This is a genomic window from Pilimelia anulata, from assembly GCF_014647895.1.
GTDB lineage: Bacteria > Actinomycetota > Actinomycetes > Mycobacteriales > Micromonosporaceae > Pilimelia > Pilimelia anulata.
Window position 1 is genome coordinate 1 of the sequence record NZ_BMQB01000016.1, and the last position, 16,779, is coordinate 16,779.

16 protein-coding genes, 3 tRNA genes and 1 pseudogene are annotated in these 16,779 nt (G+C 72.6%); 12 read left to right on the forward strand and 8 right to left on the reverse strand.

The window, feature by feature from the left end; translation table 11 throughout:
* Window positions 1–144 precede the first annotated feature (144 nt).
* The gene (locus IEY94_RS24095) at window positions 145–1,077 is read right to left on the reverse strand and encodes a hypothetical protein (RefSeq protein WP_189172314.1); all 933 of its coding nucleotides are present in this window, start codon (window positions 1,075–1,077) and stop codon (window positions 145–147) included.
* A gap of 150 nt (window positions 1,078–1,227) precedes the next feature.
* On the opposite strand from IEY94_RS24095, the gene IEY94_RS22800 reads away from it, so the two are divergent.
* From IEY94_RS22800 to IEY94_RS22815, 4 genes are all read left to right on the forward strand, one after another.
* Window positions 1,228–1,752 carry a peptidylprolyl isomerase gene (locus tag IEY94_RS22800; protein WP_189172315.1) on the forward strand — a complete coding sequence of 175 codons (525 nt, stop codon included), beginning with the start codon at window positions 1,228–1,230 and terminating at the stop codon, window positions 1,750–1,752.
* Between the two features lie 180 nt (window positions 1,753–1,932).
* Window positions 1,933–2,838: a rhomboid family intramembrane serine protease gene (locus IEY94_RS22805; RefSeq protein ID WP_189172316.1), complete on the forward strand. Its 906-nt coding sequence runs from the start codon at window positions 1,933–1,935 to the stop codon at window positions 2,836–2,838.
* A gap of 88 nt (window positions 2,839–2,926) precedes the next feature.
* The gene (locus tag IEY94_RS22810; protein ID WP_189172317.1) at window positions 2,927–3,454 is read left to right on the forward strand and encodes a hypothetical protein; all 528 of its coding nucleotides are present in this window, start codon (window positions 2,927–2,929) and stop codon (window positions 3,452–3,454) included.
* Window positions 3,455–3,543: 89 nt separating this feature from the next.
* A complete protein-coding gene (locus tag IEY94_RS22815) occupies window positions 3,544–4,251 on the forward strand; it encodes a glycosyltransferase family 2 protein (RefSeq protein ID WP_189172318.1) in 708 nt (235 codons plus the stop codon).
* On the opposite strand, the gene IEY94_RS22820 is transcribed toward IEY94_RS22815, so the two are convergent.
* Window positions 4,238–5,176, reverse strand: coding sequence for an NAD(P)H-quinone oxidoreductase (locus tag IEY94_RS22820; protein WP_189172319.1), 939 nt, complete (start codon window positions 5,174–5,176; stop codon window positions 4,238–4,240). The genes IEY94_RS22815 and IEY94_RS22820 overlap by 14 nt on opposite strands.
* 231 nt (window positions 5,177–5,407) lie before the next feature.
* Between IEY94_RS22820 and IEY94_RS22825 the strand changes: the two genes are divergently transcribed.
* Window positions 5,408–5,494: transfer RNA gene (locus IEY94_RS22825), tRNA-Ser, on the forward strand.
* 193 nt (window positions 5,495–5,687) lie between these two features.
* On the forward strand, window positions 5,688–5,933 hold the full coding sequence (locus tag IEY94_RS22830; RefSeq protein WP_189172320.1) for a hypothetical protein: 246 nt from the start codon (window positions 5,688–5,690) through the stop codon (window positions 5,931–5,933).
* Window positions 5,934–5,945: 12 nt separating this feature from the next.
* Here IEY94_RS22830 and IEY94_RS22835 read toward each other — a convergent pair whose 3' ends face one another.
* The 3 genes from IEY94_RS22835 to IEY94_RS22845 are packed head-to-tail and all read right to left on the reverse strand — an operon-like array spanning window position 5,946 to window position 8,031.
* Entirely contained in the window at window positions 5,946–6,383 is a 438-nt protein-coding gene (locus IEY94_RS22835; protein ID WP_189172321.1) for a VOC family protein, read from the reverse strand.
* Between the two features lie 39 nt (window positions 6,384–6,422).
* Window positions 6,423–7,181 (reverse strand): peptidoglycan recognition protein family protein, encoded by a 759-nt coding sequence (locus IEY94_RS22840; RefSeq protein WP_189172322.1) that lies wholly within the window; start codon window positions 7,179–7,181, stop codon window positions 6,423–6,425.
* Between the two features lie 52 nt (window positions 7,182–7,233).
* Entirely contained in the window at window positions 7,234–8,031 is a 798-nt protein-coding gene (locus IEY94_RS22845) for a hypothetical protein (RefSeq protein WP_373291359.1), read from the reverse strand.
* A 404-nt stretch (window positions 8,032–8,435) separates the two neighbouring features.
* On the opposite strand from IEY94_RS22845, the gene IEY94_RS22850 reads away from it, so the two are divergent.
* Entirely contained in the window at window positions 8,436–9,440 is a 1,005-nt protein-coding gene (locus IEY94_RS22850) for a helix-turn-helix domain-containing protein (RefSeq protein WP_189172323.1), read from the forward strand.
* Here the strand turns inward: IEY94_RS22850 and IEY94_RS22855 are convergent.
* Window positions 9,427–10,536, reverse strand: coding sequence for a globin domain-containing protein (locus tag IEY94_RS22855; protein ID WP_189172324.1), 1,110 nt, complete (start codon window positions 10,534–10,536; stop codon window positions 9,427–9,429). The two genes, IEY94_RS22850 and IEY94_RS22855, sit on opposite strands and share 14 nt — an antisense overlap.
* Window positions 10,537–11,738: 1,202 nt before the next feature.
* Here IEY94_RS22855 and IEY94_RS22860 point away from each other — a divergent pair.
* Both IEY94_RS22860 and IEY94_RS22865 read left to right on the forward strand, forming a co-directional pair.
* A tRNA-Ser gene (locus tag IEY94_RS22860) sits at window positions 11,739–11,828 on the forward strand.
* A 35-nt stretch (window positions 11,829–11,863) separates the two neighbouring features.
* A tRNA-Arg gene (locus tag IEY94_RS22865) sits at window positions 11,864–11,936 on the forward strand.
* Window positions 11,937–12,111: 175 nt separating this feature from the next.
* Here IEY94_RS22865 and IEY94_RS22870 read toward each other — a convergent pair.
* Both IEY94_RS22870 and IEY94_RS22875 read right to left on the reverse strand, forming a co-directional pair.
* Window positions 12,112–12,393 (reverse strand): hypothetical protein, encoded by a 282-nt coding sequence (locus IEY94_RS22870; RefSeq protein ID WP_189172325.1) that lies wholly within the window; start codon window positions 12,391–12,393, stop codon window positions 12,112–12,114.
* Window positions 12,394–12,450: 57 nt separating this feature from the next.
* Window positions 12,451–12,669: a DUF2188 domain-containing protein gene (locus IEY94_RS22875; protein ID WP_189172326.1), complete on the reverse strand. Its 219-nt coding sequence runs from the start codon at window positions 12,667–12,669 to the stop codon at window positions 12,451–12,453.
* Between the two features lie 438 nt (window positions 12,670–13,107).
* Here IEY94_RS22875 and IEY94_RS22880 point away from each other — a divergent pair.
* The 3 genes and pseudogenes from IEY94_RS22880 to IEY94_RS22890 form a co-directional block, all read left to right on the forward strand.
* A pseudogene (locus IEY94_RS22880) lies at window positions 13,108–13,524 on the forward strand (Tn3 family transposase); the annotation flags it as partial.
* 126 nt (window positions 13,525–13,650) lie between these two features.
* Window positions 13,651–14,142 carry a hypothetical protein gene (locus IEY94_RS22885; protein WP_189172327.1) on the forward strand — a complete coding sequence of 164 codons (492 nt, stop codon included), beginning with the start codon at window positions 13,651–13,653 and terminating at the stop codon, window positions 14,140–14,142.
* Window positions 14,139–16,301, forward strand: coding sequence for an ATP-binding protein (locus IEY94_RS22890; RefSeq protein WP_189172328.1), 2,163 nt, complete (start codon window positions 14,139–14,141; stop codon window positions 16,299–16,301). Before IEY94_RS22885 ends, IEY94_RS22890 begins: the two co-directional genes overlap by 4 nt.
* Window positions 16,302–16,779 lie beyond the last annotated feature (478 nt).

Genomic DNA, 16,779 nt, shown 5'->3' on the forward strand with positions numbered 1-16,779 from the left:
GCTCATAACGACGGATCACACCTCACATCATCCGACACCACCACACTTTGAAGACACGCCCTAGCCCGGCGGCCACCCGCGCGTGACCGCCGGCGGCCCGCCCCGGCAGGGCGGGCGACCGGCGGTCGGTGTCGCGGTGGTGCGCTAGTTCGGCGTGCTGCGGCGCAGGCCGCCCGGCTGCGGGTCGGCCGGCTTCGGGTCGCCGCGCAGGCCGTCCGGCTGGCCGGCGGAGCCGCCCACGCCGCTCGACCCGCTCAACCCCGTCGGGCCGGGCCCGACGTCGGAGCCGGACGGTCCGGTCGTACCGCGCGGCTGGCCGCCGGCCGGTCCGGTGTTGCCCGGTGCGCCCGCGGGGCCGCGCCCCGCGGGGCCGGTGCCCGGGCTGCCCGGCCGGCCGGGTGCGGTACTGCGGGCGGGGTCGATCCCGCCCGGCCGCGCGCCGGGGCCGCCGGTGGGCGACCCGGCCTGGCGGTTGCCGCCGTCGCTGTGGCCCAGCCCGCTGCCGGACCGCGACCCGAGGCCGTTGTCCGAGCGGCCGGCGCTGCCCGAGCCGCCGACGCCCGCGCCCACCCGGTCGGTGTCGCGCAGCGCGCCGTTCTCGGGGCCCAGCTCGCGATCGGCGTCGAAGTCGTCCCACGCCCGCTGCTGCTGCCGGCGCCGGATGATCGCGGCGCCGATCGCGCCGACCGCGGCGCCGGCCGCGGCCAGCCCGACGATGCGCAGGCCGCGCGAGCGCCTGCCGCTGGCCTTCTTCGCCGCCCGTACTGTCTGCTTCTTGGCCTTCTTACCCTTTTTCTGGGCGGCCTTCACGCCCTCCCGCGCGGCGGTCGTCGCCGACGCGGCGAGCGGCGCGAGCGCCGCGGCGGTCGTGCCGATGCCGGCGGCGGCCGCGGCCTTCACCCGTTCGGTGGCCGGGTTGACCTTCTCCCGCGCCGCGTGGACCGACGGGCCCACCGCCGCCCCGACGCCGCTCGCGGCGTGCTCGGCGGCCCGGGCCAGGTGACCCAGGCTCTCGCCGAGCTCCTCCCTGAACAGCTCAGCGTGCTTCTTCGGCGTGCGTCGCCTCAGCCTGAACACCTCTCGCCCACCTCCCGGTAGTTGCCGTCAGCCTCACTGCCCGGCGCATACCCGCGGAAGGCCACGCCGACACATGGCAGGATTCCTATGCACCATGCAGCGTCCGTCCCCCGCTGGGGTGCGGGCGAACCCGAACGACGAGGAGTACCCGTGGCCGAGGCCCGCTACGCCACCCTGCACACCAACGTCGGACCGATCCGCATCGAGCTGTTCGGCGACCACGCCCCCAAGACCGTCCGGAACTTCGTCGAGCTGGCGGAGGGCACCCGCGAGTACACGGACCCGACCACCGGCCAGCCCGGCAGCGGCCCGTTCTACGACGGGGTGATCTTCCACCGGGTGATCTCCGGCTTCATGATCCAGGGCGGCGACCGGACCGGGACCGGCCGTGGCGGCCCCGGCTACACCTTCGCCGACGAGTTCCACCCGGACCTGCGGTTCGACAAGCCGTACCTGCTGGCCATGGCCAACGCCGGCCCCGGCACGAACGGCTCGCAGTTCTTCATCACGGTCGGCCAGACCCCGCACCTGAACAACAAGCACACGATCTTCGGCGTGGTCGCCGACGACGCCAGCATCAAGGTCGTGGACCAGGTCGCCGGCGCCGAGACCGACGGGCAGGACCGCCCGAAGCAGGACGTGCTGATCGAGCGCGTCGAGATCACCCGGGACTGATCCCGACCGGCCGGGCGGGTTTCCCCGCGGGGTCCCGCCCGGCCGACGGGGGCGCCGCCGACCTGCGGCGATGCCCGGTCCGGGCGGCCGGCCCGGGCCCCGCCGCGGGGGTCGGTCCGGGCCCGCCCGGGCGGTGGGCGCGGGGCCGGGGCGGGGGCGGCGGCCGGGTACGTTTGCGGGATGAGTGAGGCGGCGGGCGTACCGGTCTGTTATCGGCATCCGGGGCGGGAGACCTGGGTACGGTGCACGCGGTGCGAGCGCCCGATCTGCCCGGACTGCATGACCACGGCCGCGGTCGGCCACCAGTGCCCGATCTGCGTGGCCGAGGGGCACCGGACGCAGCGCGCCGGCCGGACGGTGTTCGGCGGCGGCCCGGCCGGCGAGCGCGGGTACGCCACCAAGGCCCTCGTCGCCGCCAACATCCTCGTGATGGTCGCCTCGGTGCTGTCCGCCAGCGGGCAGGGCCTGTTCGGCGGCGGCTTCGGCGGGCTGGGCGGCTCGTTCACCCCGTTGATGGAGGCCGGCGCGGTCCTCGGCCGGTGGGCGGACCCGAACGTGGACGCGGTGTTCCGCGACGGCATCGTGCACGGCGAGTACTACCGCCTGTTCACCGGGATGTTCCTGCACTTCGGCCTGGTCCACCTGGTGCTGAACATGTGGGCCCTGTGGGTGTTCGGCCGGTACCTGGAGACCGCCCTCGGCCCGCTGCGCTACCTGGCCCTGTACGTCCTGGCCGGCCTCGGCGGCAACGTGGCCGCCTTCCTCGTCTCCCCCGACGGCCCCACGGTCGGCGCCTCCGGGGCGGTGTTCGGGCTGTTCGGGGCGCTGTTCGTGATCCAGCGGCGACTCGGCAAGGACACCTCGGCCGTCCTGGCGGTGCTCGCCATCAACCTCGTATTCACCTTCGCCATCAAGGAGATCTCCTGGGCGGCGCACGTCGGGGGCCTGATCGTGGGTGCGCTGGTGGCCCTCGCGTTCGCCCACGCGCCCCGCTCGCACCGGACGTTGGTGCAGGTCAGCGGGTGTGTGATCGTGGTCGGCGCCCTGCTGGTCCTGACCGCCGTCGGGGTGGGCCTGGCGACCTGATTCCCCGGAAAGTGTGAGGCAGGAAGTCCGCTCGTGGAAGTTGCGCGCCCGACCGTTTCATCCGCGGCAACGCTGTCGTTAATGTGACATGAACGTCTTCTCCCGCACGTTCCTCCCCGCCGCGCACGAGGCGGGGCTCCCGGTGTCGACGATCAGCCGACACCTCCCGGTCCTGCGGCAGTGCGTCGCGGCGACCGACGCGGTCAGCCTCGTCGCCCGGTGCTCGCGCCCCGACCGCCCCCAGCGGGAGGACTTCCTCCTCCTGCTCACCCGCCGCCGCCTGGTCGTCACCCGCCAGGGCTGGCCGCTGCAGCGACTGCGCCTGCACCTGAACGCCGAACTGCGCCACCTGCGCCACGTGAGCTGGGCCGCCGACCCGCGCGAGTGCGCGATCGAGCTGGCCGCCACCGCCGTCGACGGCGTCCGCGAGCGGTTCCGCGCCCGGGTACCCGGCCCGCAGCAGCTCTGGCGCCTGGACGACCTGTTCACCCGCGTCTTCCGCGGCGACGCCGCGGCGGCCGCCCGCCGCCCCATCATGGCCAGCGCCGTCGCCGCCGAGTCGGCGTTCCTGCGCCGCGACCCGGTGCCGTCCTTCGGCCTGCTCGCCACCGCCTGAGCCCGCGGGCGCCGGTCCGTCGCGGCTCCCCCGGTCGGGGAGCGGGTAGGCTGAGCCGGTCTCACCAGCCCCCAGACGCGGAGACCGCGGTGAAACTCTCGATCCTGATGCCGGTATTCAACGAAGCCGAGCGCATCGGCGACGCATTGAAACAGGCGTTGGCCGTGGACTACCCGTGCCCCGTCGAGCTGCTCGTCGTCGACGACGGCAGCCGCGACGGCACCCCGAGCATCCTCGAAACGGTGGACGACCCCCGCCTGCGGGTGATCACCCATCCGCGCAACGCCGGCAAGGGCGCCGCCATCCGCACCGCGGTCGACAGCGCCACCGGCGAGTACATGGTCATCCTCGACGCCGACCTCGAGTACGACCCGCAGGACATCCCCCGCCTGCTCGGCCCGGTCCTCGACGGCCGCGCCGAGGTGGTCTACGGCAACCGCACGTTCGGCAGCCACAGCGCGTACTCGTTCTGGTACGTGATGGGCAACAAGGCGGTGACCCTGGCCGCGAACGTGCTGTTCAACTCGTACATCGGCGACCTGGAGACCTGCTTCAAGCTGATGCCGGTGGCGCTGTACCGCTCGCTGGACGTCCGCTCCCGCGGCTTCGGCATGGAGGCCGAGGTCACGGCCAAGCTGCTCCGCCAGCGGATCCGCCCGTACGAGGTGCCGATCTCGTACAACGCCCGCACCCGGGACGAGGGCAAGAAGATCACCTGGCGGGACGGCGTCGAGGCCATCTGGATCCTCGGCCGCGAGCGCGGCCGACGCCGCCGCCCGCCGGTCAAACCCCTCTGACGGCCAGCACCACCTTCCCGACGTGCTCGCCGCCGGCGAGCACCCGGTGCGCCTCGGCGGCCGCGGCGACGGGCAGCACCCGGTCCACGACCGGCCGCACCCGCCCGGCCGCGACCAGCGGCCACACCTGCTCCCGCACCCCCGCGACGATCGCCGCCTTCTCGGCGGCGGACCGGCTGCGCAGCGTAGTCCCGAGCACCGTCGCCCGCCGGGCCAGCAGCGCCCCGAGGTCCAGTTCCCCGGTCCGCCCGCCCTGCAACCCGATCACGGCGACCCGGCCGCCGGTGCGCAGCGCGGCGACGTTCCGGTCCAGGTAGGGCCCGCCGATGATGTCGAGCACCACGTCGACCCCGCCGTCGGCCCGCGCCACCTCGACGAAGTCCTCGACCGTGTGGTCGATGACCCGGTGCGCGCCGAGCGCCCGCAGCCGGTCGTGCTTGGGCGCGCGGGCGGTGGTCAGGACCCGGGCGCCGAGGGCGGCGGCGAGCTGGATGGCGAAGGTCCCGATGCCGCTGCCGCCGCCGTGCACCAGCAGGGTCTCCCCGTACCGCAGCCCGGCGGCCTTCACCACAGTGGACCAGACGGTGCAGGCGACCTCGGGCAGCGCGGCGGCGCCGACGGCGTCGAGGCCGGCGGGGACGGGCAGGAGCTGAGCCCCGGGTACGGCGACGAGTTCGGCGTACCCGCCACCGGCGAGCAGGGCGCACACCGGTTCGCCGGTGTCGGCGCGGGTACCGGCACACTCCAGGCCGGGGTACGGCGGGGCACCGGGCGGGGGCGGGTACTTGCCGGCGGCCTGGAGGAGGTCGGCGCGGTTGACGGCGGCGGCCTCGATCCGGACGAGGACCTCGCCGGGGGCGGGGGTGGGGTCGGGGACCTCGGTCCAGTGCAGGGTGCCGTCGGGGGCGATGGTGGTGGCGTACATGCGCCCAGTCTCACCCGCGGACGGTGAGTGGCGCCGCCCGGGCGGGTGTGGCGTTCGGGCGGGTGGGGGTCGGCGGGTGTTGGCGGTCCGGCGGGGTGGCGTTCGGGTTGGGAGGGCGTTCGGTGGGGATGGCGCTCCCTTGGGGTGGGCGTCGGGCGGTGGTCTCGGTCGGGCGGGGTGGGCGGGGGTCTGGCAGACTGGGCGTTCGGCCCGCGGCGCGACCGCGGCCGTGGAGGGTTCGCCTAGTGGCCGATGGCGCTGGTCTTGAAAACCGGTAAGGGGGCAACCTCTTCGTGGGTTCGAATCCCACACCCTCCGCCCCTGTTTCTACCGGTCAGACCATTGTGACCCTCGCCCATAGAGGCGTGGTAGGGGCATCGGCTCCCCCGCCGCCGTAGCAACGTCGGCCGCGCATCACGCCGCCGACACCCCGCTCCTCGTGACCCGACGTATCGGCACCGCAGCGCATTCAGCTCCTCCCAATCGAACATATGTTCGATAGGATCCGTTCATGGTCCTGCTGGTGCACTGGTGGAACGGGCGGTTCGAGCACGCCGCCCGCCGCGACGTCTTCGTCAGGCGCGACGCCGACGCCTTCACCGTCGAGCTGCGCTCCGGCGGCCCCCGCGGTACCACCACCAGCACCACCCACCCGACCGCCTGGGCGGCCGTCACCGCCGCCCGCGCACACCTCGTACCCCTCGCCGATTGGTCCGACGTGACCGACGCCCACCGCCACGCCCACCCGGAGCGCTGACCCGTGCCGCTCTCACGCCACGCAGAACTCGTTCCCCTCCGGGTCCGCCATCTGCACCGCGTAGTGGTCGTCCTCGGTCGTCTGCCCGAGCCGCCGCCCGCCGAGCGCGATGAGCCGCCCGGCCTCGGCGTCCACCCGGGCGCGGCGCTGCGGCAGCGGCACGGCCCGCCCGCCGCTGACCCGCAGGTCGAGGTGGAGGCGGTTCTTCAGGACCTTGCGCTCGGGTACCGGCTGGAACCAGATCGCCGGCCCCGCCCCGGCCGGGTCCTCCAAGCGGTCCTGGCAGTCCCCCGGCGGCAGCTCGGCCGCGGGCACGCCGACGGCGAGGTACCAGTCGCGCCAGGTCGCGTGCCCCTCCGGCGGAGGGGCGGGCCGGTAGCGCAGTGCCGCGGCCCAGAACGCGACCAGCGCGTCCGGGTCGTGGCAGTCGATCACGAGTTGCCACTGCATGTGCCCGATCCTGCCGGAGCGGGCCGACATTCCCGCGGATCAGCGCCCGATCAGCCGCTGCACGTCGTCCCGAACGCTCGGCAGGGTGGGGTGGAAGAGGGTGCCCGGGCAGTCGGTGGCCAGCCAGTCGGCGTGGCCGGAGATGGTCGGCACGGTGCGGCGGCGGCCGTTGACCGGGTTGGCGTAGCCGACGGTGCCGCCCGGGTCCAGGTGGGTGGCGGCGGCGAGACCGGCGAGCACGTACACGAGGCTGCGGCGCTGGGCGGGCGTGGGCAGCCGGGTCTGGAAGGATCCGATCAGCGCCACCCCGGCGTTGCCGATGTTGTGGTCCCGCACGTGCCCGGCGGTCACCACCGCCGGCCGCCCGTCCGGGCCGGGCCGGTCGCCGAACACCGGCAGGCCGTCGCCGCCCGAGACCCGCCCCTCGTACACCAGGCCGTTCTCGTCGACCAGCAGGTGGTAGCCGATGTCGCCCCACCCGTTGTCGACGCAGTGCACCCGGTACACGAGGCGGACCCGCTCGGCGGGCTCGCCGTCGCTGTCCGGCGCGTGGGTGTGGTGGACGGTGAGCGCCTGCGGCGGCGCGTACTCGGTCGGCCAGATCTCCACGCCGTCCCGGTAGCGCAGGCTCTCGTCGGCGCCCCAGCCGGCCCGGGTCACGTACGGGTACGGGATGCGGATGCCCCCGAGGACCAGGTCGTTGCCCGCGGCCGCGGCGGCGGCGCCGGGCCGGGCGGCGATCCCGCCGGCGATGCCCGCCGCGAGGAGGGCGCGTCGCTTCAGCTTGAGGTCACGCATGCCCGCACTGTACGGCCAGCGGGCACCGTCCGAATAGGCCGGCGCGAGCGGGTCAGTCGCCCTCGGGGCGCAGGCAGCAGCTCGCGCAGACCTTCGGCTTCGGGAGGGTGAAGGCGAGGCAGCAGGTCCGCCGCTGGACGGCCCAGGTGCCGTCGGAGCGCCGCTCGACGCTGACCAGGTCCGGTACGTCGAGCGCGGTCAGCAGCGTGTCGATGGTCCGCAGGGTGGGGCCGGGCAGCACGTCGGCGGCGGCGAGGATGCCGTGGGCGACGCCGGAGGCGAGCGAGCCGAGCAGCGTCCGGGCGCTGATCCGCACCTGCCCGCGCAGCGTGGCGACGACCGGGTCGACGTGGGCGACCCGCAGGCTCTGCCGGAGCGCGGCGAGCAGCGCGTCCTCGTCGGCGACGACGGTCACCGAGTCGGGCGCGGTGAGGGCGAGCGGGTCGCTGGGCAGGACCGCGACGGGGATGCCGTGGCGCAGCCCGATCCGGGGTACCTGCTCGCCGCGGTCGAGGCCGACCAGCACGTCGCCGGGGTGCAGCAGCGGCACCTGGCGGGCGCCGGCCCAGCCGAGGACGGCGGGCAGGGCGAGCCAGTACCCGTACGACTTCCAGGCCAGCGCGACCGCCGCCGGCGGGGCGGCGGAGAACCGGGCCCGGCTGAGGGCGACCAGGTCGGCGGTGCGGCTGCCGTCGGTGAGCGCGGTGGCCGGTACCCAGCCGTCGGTCTCGTCGTCGACGGTGAGGCCGTCGGCGAGCCCGACGAGCGGGCGGGTCCGCCCGACGGCGCGCACGGCCTCGCGGGCCGCGGCCAGCGGGTCGGGGACGCCGGTGCGGGCGGGCGACGGCACGATGAAGCCGGGTGCGACCACGTGCACGTCGTTCACCTCCTGCGAGCGCCGGGGATGGTGCGGGGAATGCTGGTGATGTGAGAATGGCCGGGCGAGCACGCGCCAGCGGTAGAGTCGGTCCCACACCGGGCAGCCGCCGGCACGTCCGGGGACGCGGCGGCGACCGACCCCTTCGGCCGCGCCACCCGCCGCACCACCAGGGGTGCCGGGCGCCCACGTACCCCGCCGGGACCGAAACCAATCGTACGGCGCTAAGGCTAGCCTAACCAACTTGATCACGGTCTACCGACCATCGTGTTGTTGTCAAGAGAATTGTCGGTAAGACATCAGATACCCCCGTTGAGCCGGCTCAGGCACCACACTGACAGGTTCCGCGACCACTGCCCGGAGGCCCCTGACGCGCCATGGCCACCGCCACCCCCCGACCCAGCGCCGCCCGCTCCCCCGCCGACCACCACGACGACCCGCACCGGGCCATCCACGAGGCCGCCCACGCCTTCGCCGCAGAGCTGGCCCGGTGGCGGCACGTCCGTGGGCTGAGCAAGAAGCAGCTCGCCCTCCGGATGCGCTTCGACCCCTCGTACGTCAGCCACATCGAGCGGTGCCGGCACCGCCCCACGGCCGACTTCGCCCGCCGGGCGGAGGCGGTGCTGCTGGCCGGCGGCAGCCTGTGGCGGCGGTTCGAGGAGTACGACCGGCTGCGCCGCACGTCCGTCGACTACCGCCCGGCCGGGCCGCCGCCCTGGCTGCCGCCCACCGCCGGGCTGGTCGTGGAGCGCGAGCTGGCCCGGCTGACCGTGGACGTGGACAGCTACCGCTGCATGATCCGCCGGGACCTGTACAACGCGGGCACCGAGGCGGTGACCCGGTTCGCGGTGAAGGTCGGCGTGGACCGCTGGCCCGAGGACCCGGCCCGCTCCCGGGCACACCACCACGACCACCCGCTCACGTTCGACTCGCTCGGCCTGACCGCGCACTGCACCGTCGGCGACCGGCGCGAGCCGATGCAGTGGCAGCCCGGCCGGGACCGGGACGTGACGAAGGAGGCGTGGCTACTGTTCCGCAACGCCACCTGCGCCTTCCCGCTGGAGCCCGGCGGCCAGGCCACGCTGGAGTACGAGATCCGGATCAACGCGGCGAACGACGGCCGCTGGTTCCAGCGCATCGTCCGGCTGCCCACCGGCCACCTCACCCTGGAGGTGGACCTGCCGGGCCCCGCGCACGTCCGGGGTACGGTCACCTCGCCGGTGACGGCGCCGGTACCGATCCGGCTCACCGCGACCGCCCTCGACGACGAGCGCATGCGCTACCGCGCGGTCAGCGAGAACCCGCCGTTGCAGGCCAGCTACCGACTGGAATGGTGGGCGGACGGGCCGGTCATCCCCCGCCCGCGCGTCACACCTCGGTGAGCGCGTCGTACCGGATCCGCGTCGACGGCACCTTCAGCGTGCTCAGCGTCCGCATCGTCGCCCGCACCATCGGCGAGGGCCCGGAGACGAAGAAGTCGTGCTCGGCCCACGGCCCGTACCGGGCCATCACGTCGTTGACGTGCCCGCGCTCGCCGGTGAACGTGTCATCCTCGCTGCACGCCGGGACGACCGACAGCCACGGGTAGCGGGCGGCGAGCCGGGTCAGCTCGTCCAGGTGGTACAGGTCGTCGCGGTCCCGGGCGCCGAGGAAGACGTGCACCCAGCGGGTCCGGTTGTAGCTGGTCAGCTCGTCGATGAGCGCCTTGATCGGGGCGAGCCCGGTACCCCCGGCCACGCAGACGATGTCCCGGGCCGACCGCCGGTCCAGGACCATGTCCCCCATCGGCGCGGCGACGCGCAGCGAGTCGCCGCGGCGCAGCCGGCGCACGAGCGCGCCGGACACCCAGCCGGCGCCGAGGGCCCGGACGTGGAATTCGAGGATGTTGTCCTTGCGGGGGGCGTTGGCGATCGAGTACGACCGCCAGAGTCTGGGGTGGTACTCGGTCTCCAGGCTGACGTACTGGCCGGGCCGGTAGTCCATCGGCGTCGAGGTCCGGCAGGTGAAGACCGCCATGTCCTTGCCGTACCGCTGGTGGTCGATGACCTCGGCGTGCCAGTACGGCGGGTTCCGGTCCTCGGCGGCACCGGCCTGCATCTTGCGGGCGATGACGTCGTACGCGTCCTTCCACGCCTGCTCGTACTCCCAGCCCCACTGCTCGCCGGCGAACGTCCGCAGCGCCTCGACCAGCGCCGCGCCGACCACGGCGTAGTGCTCGCCGAGCACCTCGAACTTGCGGTGATCGCGGCCGAGCGCCCGCAGGTAGCTGTCGAACTGCTCGGGGTCCTCCAGCGTCTGTACGGCGTGCACGATCGCGCCGAGCAGCCGCGCGCGCTGCACGTCCATCTGGACCGGGAAAAGGTCGCGCAGGCGCGGGTCGGTGAGGAAGAGCCGCGCGTAGAAGTAGCCGGCTACCTTGTCCTGCTGGTCCTCGACCAGCGCCCAACTCTCCTTCAGTAGCCGCGACAAGTTGCCCATGAGCTTCCCCTTACCGTGACGGTCCGCTCGATCGCGTGAGGGCTTCCCGCCTGGCGGGTTCGTTCTTCACGCAGTCATCTACATTGCACGCTCCGTCAGCGTGACGCATCACTCCGTGTGGCATCGCACTGGCTGTGCGATGAAAGTTGCATGTAGACGATCGGACGGTGGTTGGCTTCCGTATGACTTACCACCCCGGTTTGTTCAACGTCCATATTCGACTTACTACGTGGCGCGGAGAGCGAAATGTCGGGGCTTGCACCTGATGATCGACCGCGGTGGCGGGGTCTGCCGGGTCGGACCTGCTGTGACTTCGGGTGAGCGGTCGCCGGGATGGGTGTCCGGCGGGACTGGGTCGGTGCGCGGGGCGCGGCCGACCCTACGTGCAGCTCGGCGGCCCGGTGGGTGGATCGACGCGGAACGGGGGGTCGGCTCGATGCCGGGGTGGGTGGTGCCGTGGGTGTGGGTTATGTGTGGCGCCGGGAGGACGGGCCGGCGGCCGGGTCCGGTGGGTGATCGGACCGTCCAAGGTGATCGTAGGGCGCGGCGGAGCGTAGCGGTAGGCGGGGCGGGTTGTGTGATTGGCGGCAGTTCGGGTGCTTGGTCGGCCGGGGGTCGCTGCGGCGCGGAATGAGGGCTTCCGCGGGTCGGGCGCAATGAGGTCGACGATGCCGGACGGCGGGTCGTCGCGGGCTCGGCACGGCGGTGATGGCCCCGTGACGCATTGATGGACGACGAGGTGACTCGGTCGACGCGGAGCTGTTGAACGGTACGGAACGACGGCCTGCTCCTCGCGGACGACGGTCAGCACCGGCGGGTGGGCGGGGGGCCGGGGCAGCCGGGCCGGGCTGGCCCTCGCGGGTGGGGCCCGGGCCATGGCCGGAGAGCGGCTCGTGGGCGGTGGATAGCGCTGACCGGGTCGCGTGGAGGTCGGTCGGGTGGGATCTCGTCGGTCCGACCGCTGCGGTCCGTCGCGGGGTCGATGCCGCGCGGCGGGGAGCACGGGGTCCGGGGCGCCGCCGTGGCTGTGGCCCGACCGGGGCGGATGGTGCTCGGCGGCGGGTCCGGCAGGCCCGCTCGCCTGCGTGACTCGGTGGTTGAGCTGGGGGAAACGCCCGGCGGTGTCTGATGGGTGAGGTGCTTTGCCCGGCGGCGGGGCGCCCCTGTAAGCTCGGGCACGGTGGTCTCCAGCGACCATCGGGGGAGACTTCGCCTAGTCTGGTCTATGGCGCCGCACTGCTAATGCGGTTGGGGTTAACCGCCCCTCCCGGGTTCGAATCCCGGAGTCTCCGCTGCTCGAGCCGGCATGTATGCTGGCTCGGCACCTGCGCCCGTAGCTCAATGGATAGAGCATCTGACTACGGATCAGAAGGTTAGGGGTTCGAGTCCCTTCGGGCGCGCAAGCACAAGGGCCCTGACCAGCGGAAACGCCGGTCAGGGCTTTGATTCTATCTATGTAGATTTGAACTGCCCCCCGAAAACCCCCCGAAAACCCGGTGTGAGGTTCGGGTTCGGTAGGCGTCTACCGCGTGACCTGCCAGCCGCCGACTAGCGGATGGCCGGTGCCCTGCGGGTTCATCCGTCGGGGCGGTTCAGCAGACCGGCGGCGAGCGCGTGCAAGAGCGGTAGTACCGATGGGTCGGGGACGTCGATTGCGGCGCCTGTCACCGTGTACCACTCGTCGGCGTCGCGGTGCTGCACCCGTAGCGCCAGCCGGCCGTCTGCGATTCGGATGCCCAGGGTCAGCTCTCCGGTCACGGCGCCGACTTCGTCGGTCATGACGCCGCCACCGTTGTTCGCTATCGGCGCGGTCAGCCCACCCGGAGTGGAGCCGCCGCCGGGCTGCTGCTCGGCCATGCCCACACCCTCCAAGATCGTCGTCGCACGACTCGGCCGTACGTCGGTACGTCGTGGTCAGCCCGCGGAGCTGCGTGGGTCGCGGCTGCGCGGGTAGGTGTTGCGTTCGCCGATGGTGCCGTCCTGGTGCTCGACGCCGCGGTCGATGGCCAGCTCGCGGCCGGCAGCGACGGCTTCGGCTTTGGTGTCGGCGGTGTTGGTAGCCCGGTCGTTGCCCTCGGCCCGGTTGACCCCGCGGCCGTGTTCGTGGCTGGTGTGGATGTCGCCGTGCGGCATCGTCGTGCTCCCTTGCTCGCTCGGCACCGCTGGTGCCGTCGGGGTCCGCGGGTGCGCCGCGGTGTCGCCGAGGAGCTTTCCCCGCGCGGGAAGCAGTCATGCCGGTGACTTTCGACGCCTTCCAGTGGCGCCCGGAATGCTGTCTGCCCGACCCCACCAGGACCTCTTGGCTGGCCAGAGCCATCCCGATGTGCCTGCCTGGTCGAGGCAGCGGTCCGGGGGTTGAGGAGGATCGGTACAGGATCCTCCTCTAAGGGGGCTGCACGGTTTGATGGCATCGGCGTACGTTGATGACCGTACCGGTGGATTTCCTGAGTGATGAGCAGGTGGCGGCGTACGGGCGGTTCGTGGGTGAGCCGAGCCGACCGGAGCTGGAGCGGTTTTCTTCCTCGATGACGTGGACCGGGAGCTGGTCGGTGGGCGGCGTGGTGATCACAGGCGTTCGCCGAGTACGGGCGCATCGCCAAGACCCTGCACCTGCTGGCGATGGTCGACCCGGTCAACACCGGCTACCGGCGCACCGTCCACCGCCAGCTCACCGTGCAGGAGTCGAGGCACCGGCTGGCCCGCAAGCTGTTCCACCGCCAACGCGGCGAACTACGCCAGCCCTGCCGCGAAGGCCAGCTCGGGCGCTGGGCCTGGTCTGCAACGCCGTGGTGCTGTGGAACACCCGCTACATCGACGCCGCCATCGCCGCACTCCGCGCCGCCGGCCATCTAGTCCGCGCCGAGGACGTCGCCCGGCTCCCCGCTCGGACACGCCCACATCAACGTCCTCGGCCGCTACGCGTTCACCCCACGTCCGGATGCGGTGCTGCGACCGCTATGCGATCCGAACGCTGGGATCGACGGTTGAGACGTGCCGATCCGTCTTGGCCGCTGAGGCGGCGGCTTCACTGCCGACGGGATGGTCGGCGTGGCGACACGCCGCGGCCAATGATCACAGTGGACGCGTGTGGTGGGGTCGAGAACACTGGCGGTCATGACGGCGCGGCGCGGGAACATCGTCGGTTCGGTGGCGGCGGTGGTTGTGGGTGCGGTGGTGGCCGGGGTGGGGGTGTTCTTCGTCGTCACGGGGGTGAAGGACGCCAACCAGTGGGCTGGTGTGCTCGGTTTCTTCATCGGGGTGGCGGGGTTGGTGGTGTCGGGCTATAGCGCGGTCCTGACCCGCAGGTCGCTGACCCGGCAGGGCACACCGTCCGCCGGTGTTGGTGGGGTATCCAACACCGCCCACGACGGGACGTACCACGGGCCGGTGATCATGGCCGGGCGTGATGTGAATACCGCAGCGGCGCCAGCACCTGCGCCGTCGCCGGGGGCAGACGGCGGGGCCGGTGCGGGGAGTGTGACTAGCACGATCAGCGGGGGTACGTTCCACGGCGAGGTGAACCAGGGCCGCGATTTCACCTCCCACCAGCCGCCGGGCTCGACCGAAGGTACGGCGGCGCCGGCGGGTGGGGACGCTTCGGCGTGAGCGCAGCCGGGCAGCCTCACACGCAGAACACGATCACCGGTGGGGTGTTCTTCAACACGGTGGTGCAGGGCAGCAACGTCACGGTGGTGTTGCCGCCGGCGGTGACGCCGGCGCTGTCCGGGCTGCCGCAGGCTTCGACGTCGTTTACCGGCCGCGACATCCAGCTCGGTGAGCTGCTGCAGGCGCTGGTCCCCGCCGGTGAAGGCGGTGGGGCGCCGGTGTTGGTGTCGGCGACGGTGGGGTTGGCGGGGGTGGGTAAGACCGAGCTGGTGGTGCAGGCCGCCCACCGGGCGATGAGTAGGCCCGGCTGGTTTTGCGGTGGGGTGCTGTTCGTGGACCTGTTCGGCTACGACCCGGACCCCGCCGGCGACGCGTCCAGCCGCAGGGTCTCTACCGGGGAGGTGCTGGGTGGGCTGCTGCAGGCGTTGGGCATGCCCGGCGAGTACGTGCCCGCCGGTGTGCAGGACCGCAGTCGGTTGTTCCGTAGCGTGCTGGCCGCCTACGCCGGGCAGGGTAAGCGGATCCTGTTGGTGATCGACAACGCCGCCACCGTCGGTCAGGTCGCGCCGTTGCTGCCCGGCGACGGGGTCACGGCCACGCTGGTCACCTCCCGGGACAACCTTGACATCGAGGCCCGCCGCCATGAGTTGAAGGTGCTGGACCGGGAGGCGTCGGTGCGGTTGCTGGCCGATGTTCTGCGTCGGGTGGACCCGGCCGATACCCGCATCCGGGATGAGGCCGACGCCGCCGGCCGGGTCGCGGACCTGTGCGCGGGGTTGCCGCTGGCGTTGCGGATCGTGGCCGCCCGGCTGGCCAGCCGCCGTACCCGGCCGGTGGCCGACCTGGCCGAGGCGTTGGCGGCGGAGCACACCCGCCTGGACCAGCTGCAGCGGGCGGATCGGGCGGTGCGGGCCGCGTTCGACTTGTCCTACCGGACCCTCACCCCGCGGCACGCGACGCTGTTTCGGCGGCTGCCGGTCAACCCCGGCCCCGACATCAGCGTGCAGGCCGCCGCCCGGCTGGTCGACCTCGACCCGGCCGCCACGGATCTGGTGTTGGAGGAACTGTCCGACACCCACCTGATCGAACCCGGCACGGTGTGGAATCGGTGGCGGATGCACGACCTGGTCCGCCTCTACGCCGCGCAGCACCCCGACAGCAGCGACGACCAACACGACCAAGCCCTAACCCGGCTGTTGGCCTACTACCGCACCACCACCGAAGCCGCCAAAACTCACCTGCAGCAGCCCCCGCCCGAGGCCCTGTCCTCCCGGTTCGGTGACCGGGCCGCTGCCCTGGCGTGGCTCGATAGTGAACGCGTCAACCTGATCGCCGCCTGCACCACCGCAGCCACCCACACCGACCACCACACCACCAGCATCCGCCTCGCCTTCGACTTGGCCCAGTTCCTCGACTTCCGCCGCCGGTTCGATGACTGGATCACCATCACCACCACCGCCCTGCACCTTCTCCGCCAGACCGGCGACCGGCACGGCGAAGGCACGGCGCTGAACAACCTCGGCCTGGCCCTGCAGCAGGTGCGGCGGTTCCAGGAGGCAATCACCGCCCACCAGCAGGACCTGGCGATCTGCCGCGAGATCGGGCACCGGCACGGCGAAGGCACGGCGCTGAACAGCCTCGGCCTGGCCCTGCGGCAGGTGCGGCGGTTCCAGGAGGCAATCACCGCCCACCAGCAGGCCACCGACATCTACCGCGAGACCGGCGACCGGCACAGCGAAGGCACCGCGCTGAACAACCTCGGCCTGGCCCTGCAGCAGGTGCGGCGGTTCCAGGAGGCAATCACCGCCCACCAGCAGGACCTGGCGATCTGCCGCGAGATCGGGGACCGGCACGGCGAAGGCCGGGCGCTGAACAACCTCGGCTCGGCCCTGCAGCAGGTGCGGCGGTTCGAGGAGGCGATCACCGCCTACCAGCAGGCCGCCGGCATCTTCCGCGAGATTGGGGACCGGCACGGCGAAGGCACGGCGCTGAACAACCTCGGCTCGGCCCTGCAGCAGGTGCGGCGGTTCGACAAAGCCCGCAGCAGTTGGACCAAGGCGGTCGAGGCATTCACCGACACCGGCGATGCCGAGTCCGCTGCTTTGGTCAAGAACTGGCTCACCGAGATGGATGGCGAAGACCCGGCCCCCTCAGCATGACCATCCAGGCCAGCAGCCGATCTTCACAGCCGTGTCGGGAAACGATCGTTTCCCGACAACATCGGCAAGTGGTCCCCCACCGGCCATCACAACGTCGACAACGCGCGTCGACAATCATCGTCGGCAAACCCCCTGGTCGGTACAGTTCGACACCACGCTGATCGGCTACGCCCGCGTCTCCGCCCAAGAGCGGAACCCGGTCCACCAGATCGACGCGCTCACCCGCGCGGGTGTCGACCCGGCCAACATCCACATCGACACGCCTCCGGTGCCAATGCCTCCCGGCCGAAGCTCGACCTGGTGATGCGGCTGCTGCGCGAAGGCGACACGTTGAAGGTCACCCGGCGGGACCGGCTCGGCTCCGTCCTGCTCCTCGTCTTCGAGGGCGCGGAGGACGGCGGTCGTGACCGTGGCCTAGGGAGCGTCTTATGGATCAGTGGGTCGTTGGGTGGGCATGGCTGCTCGTCGGTGGGTCTCT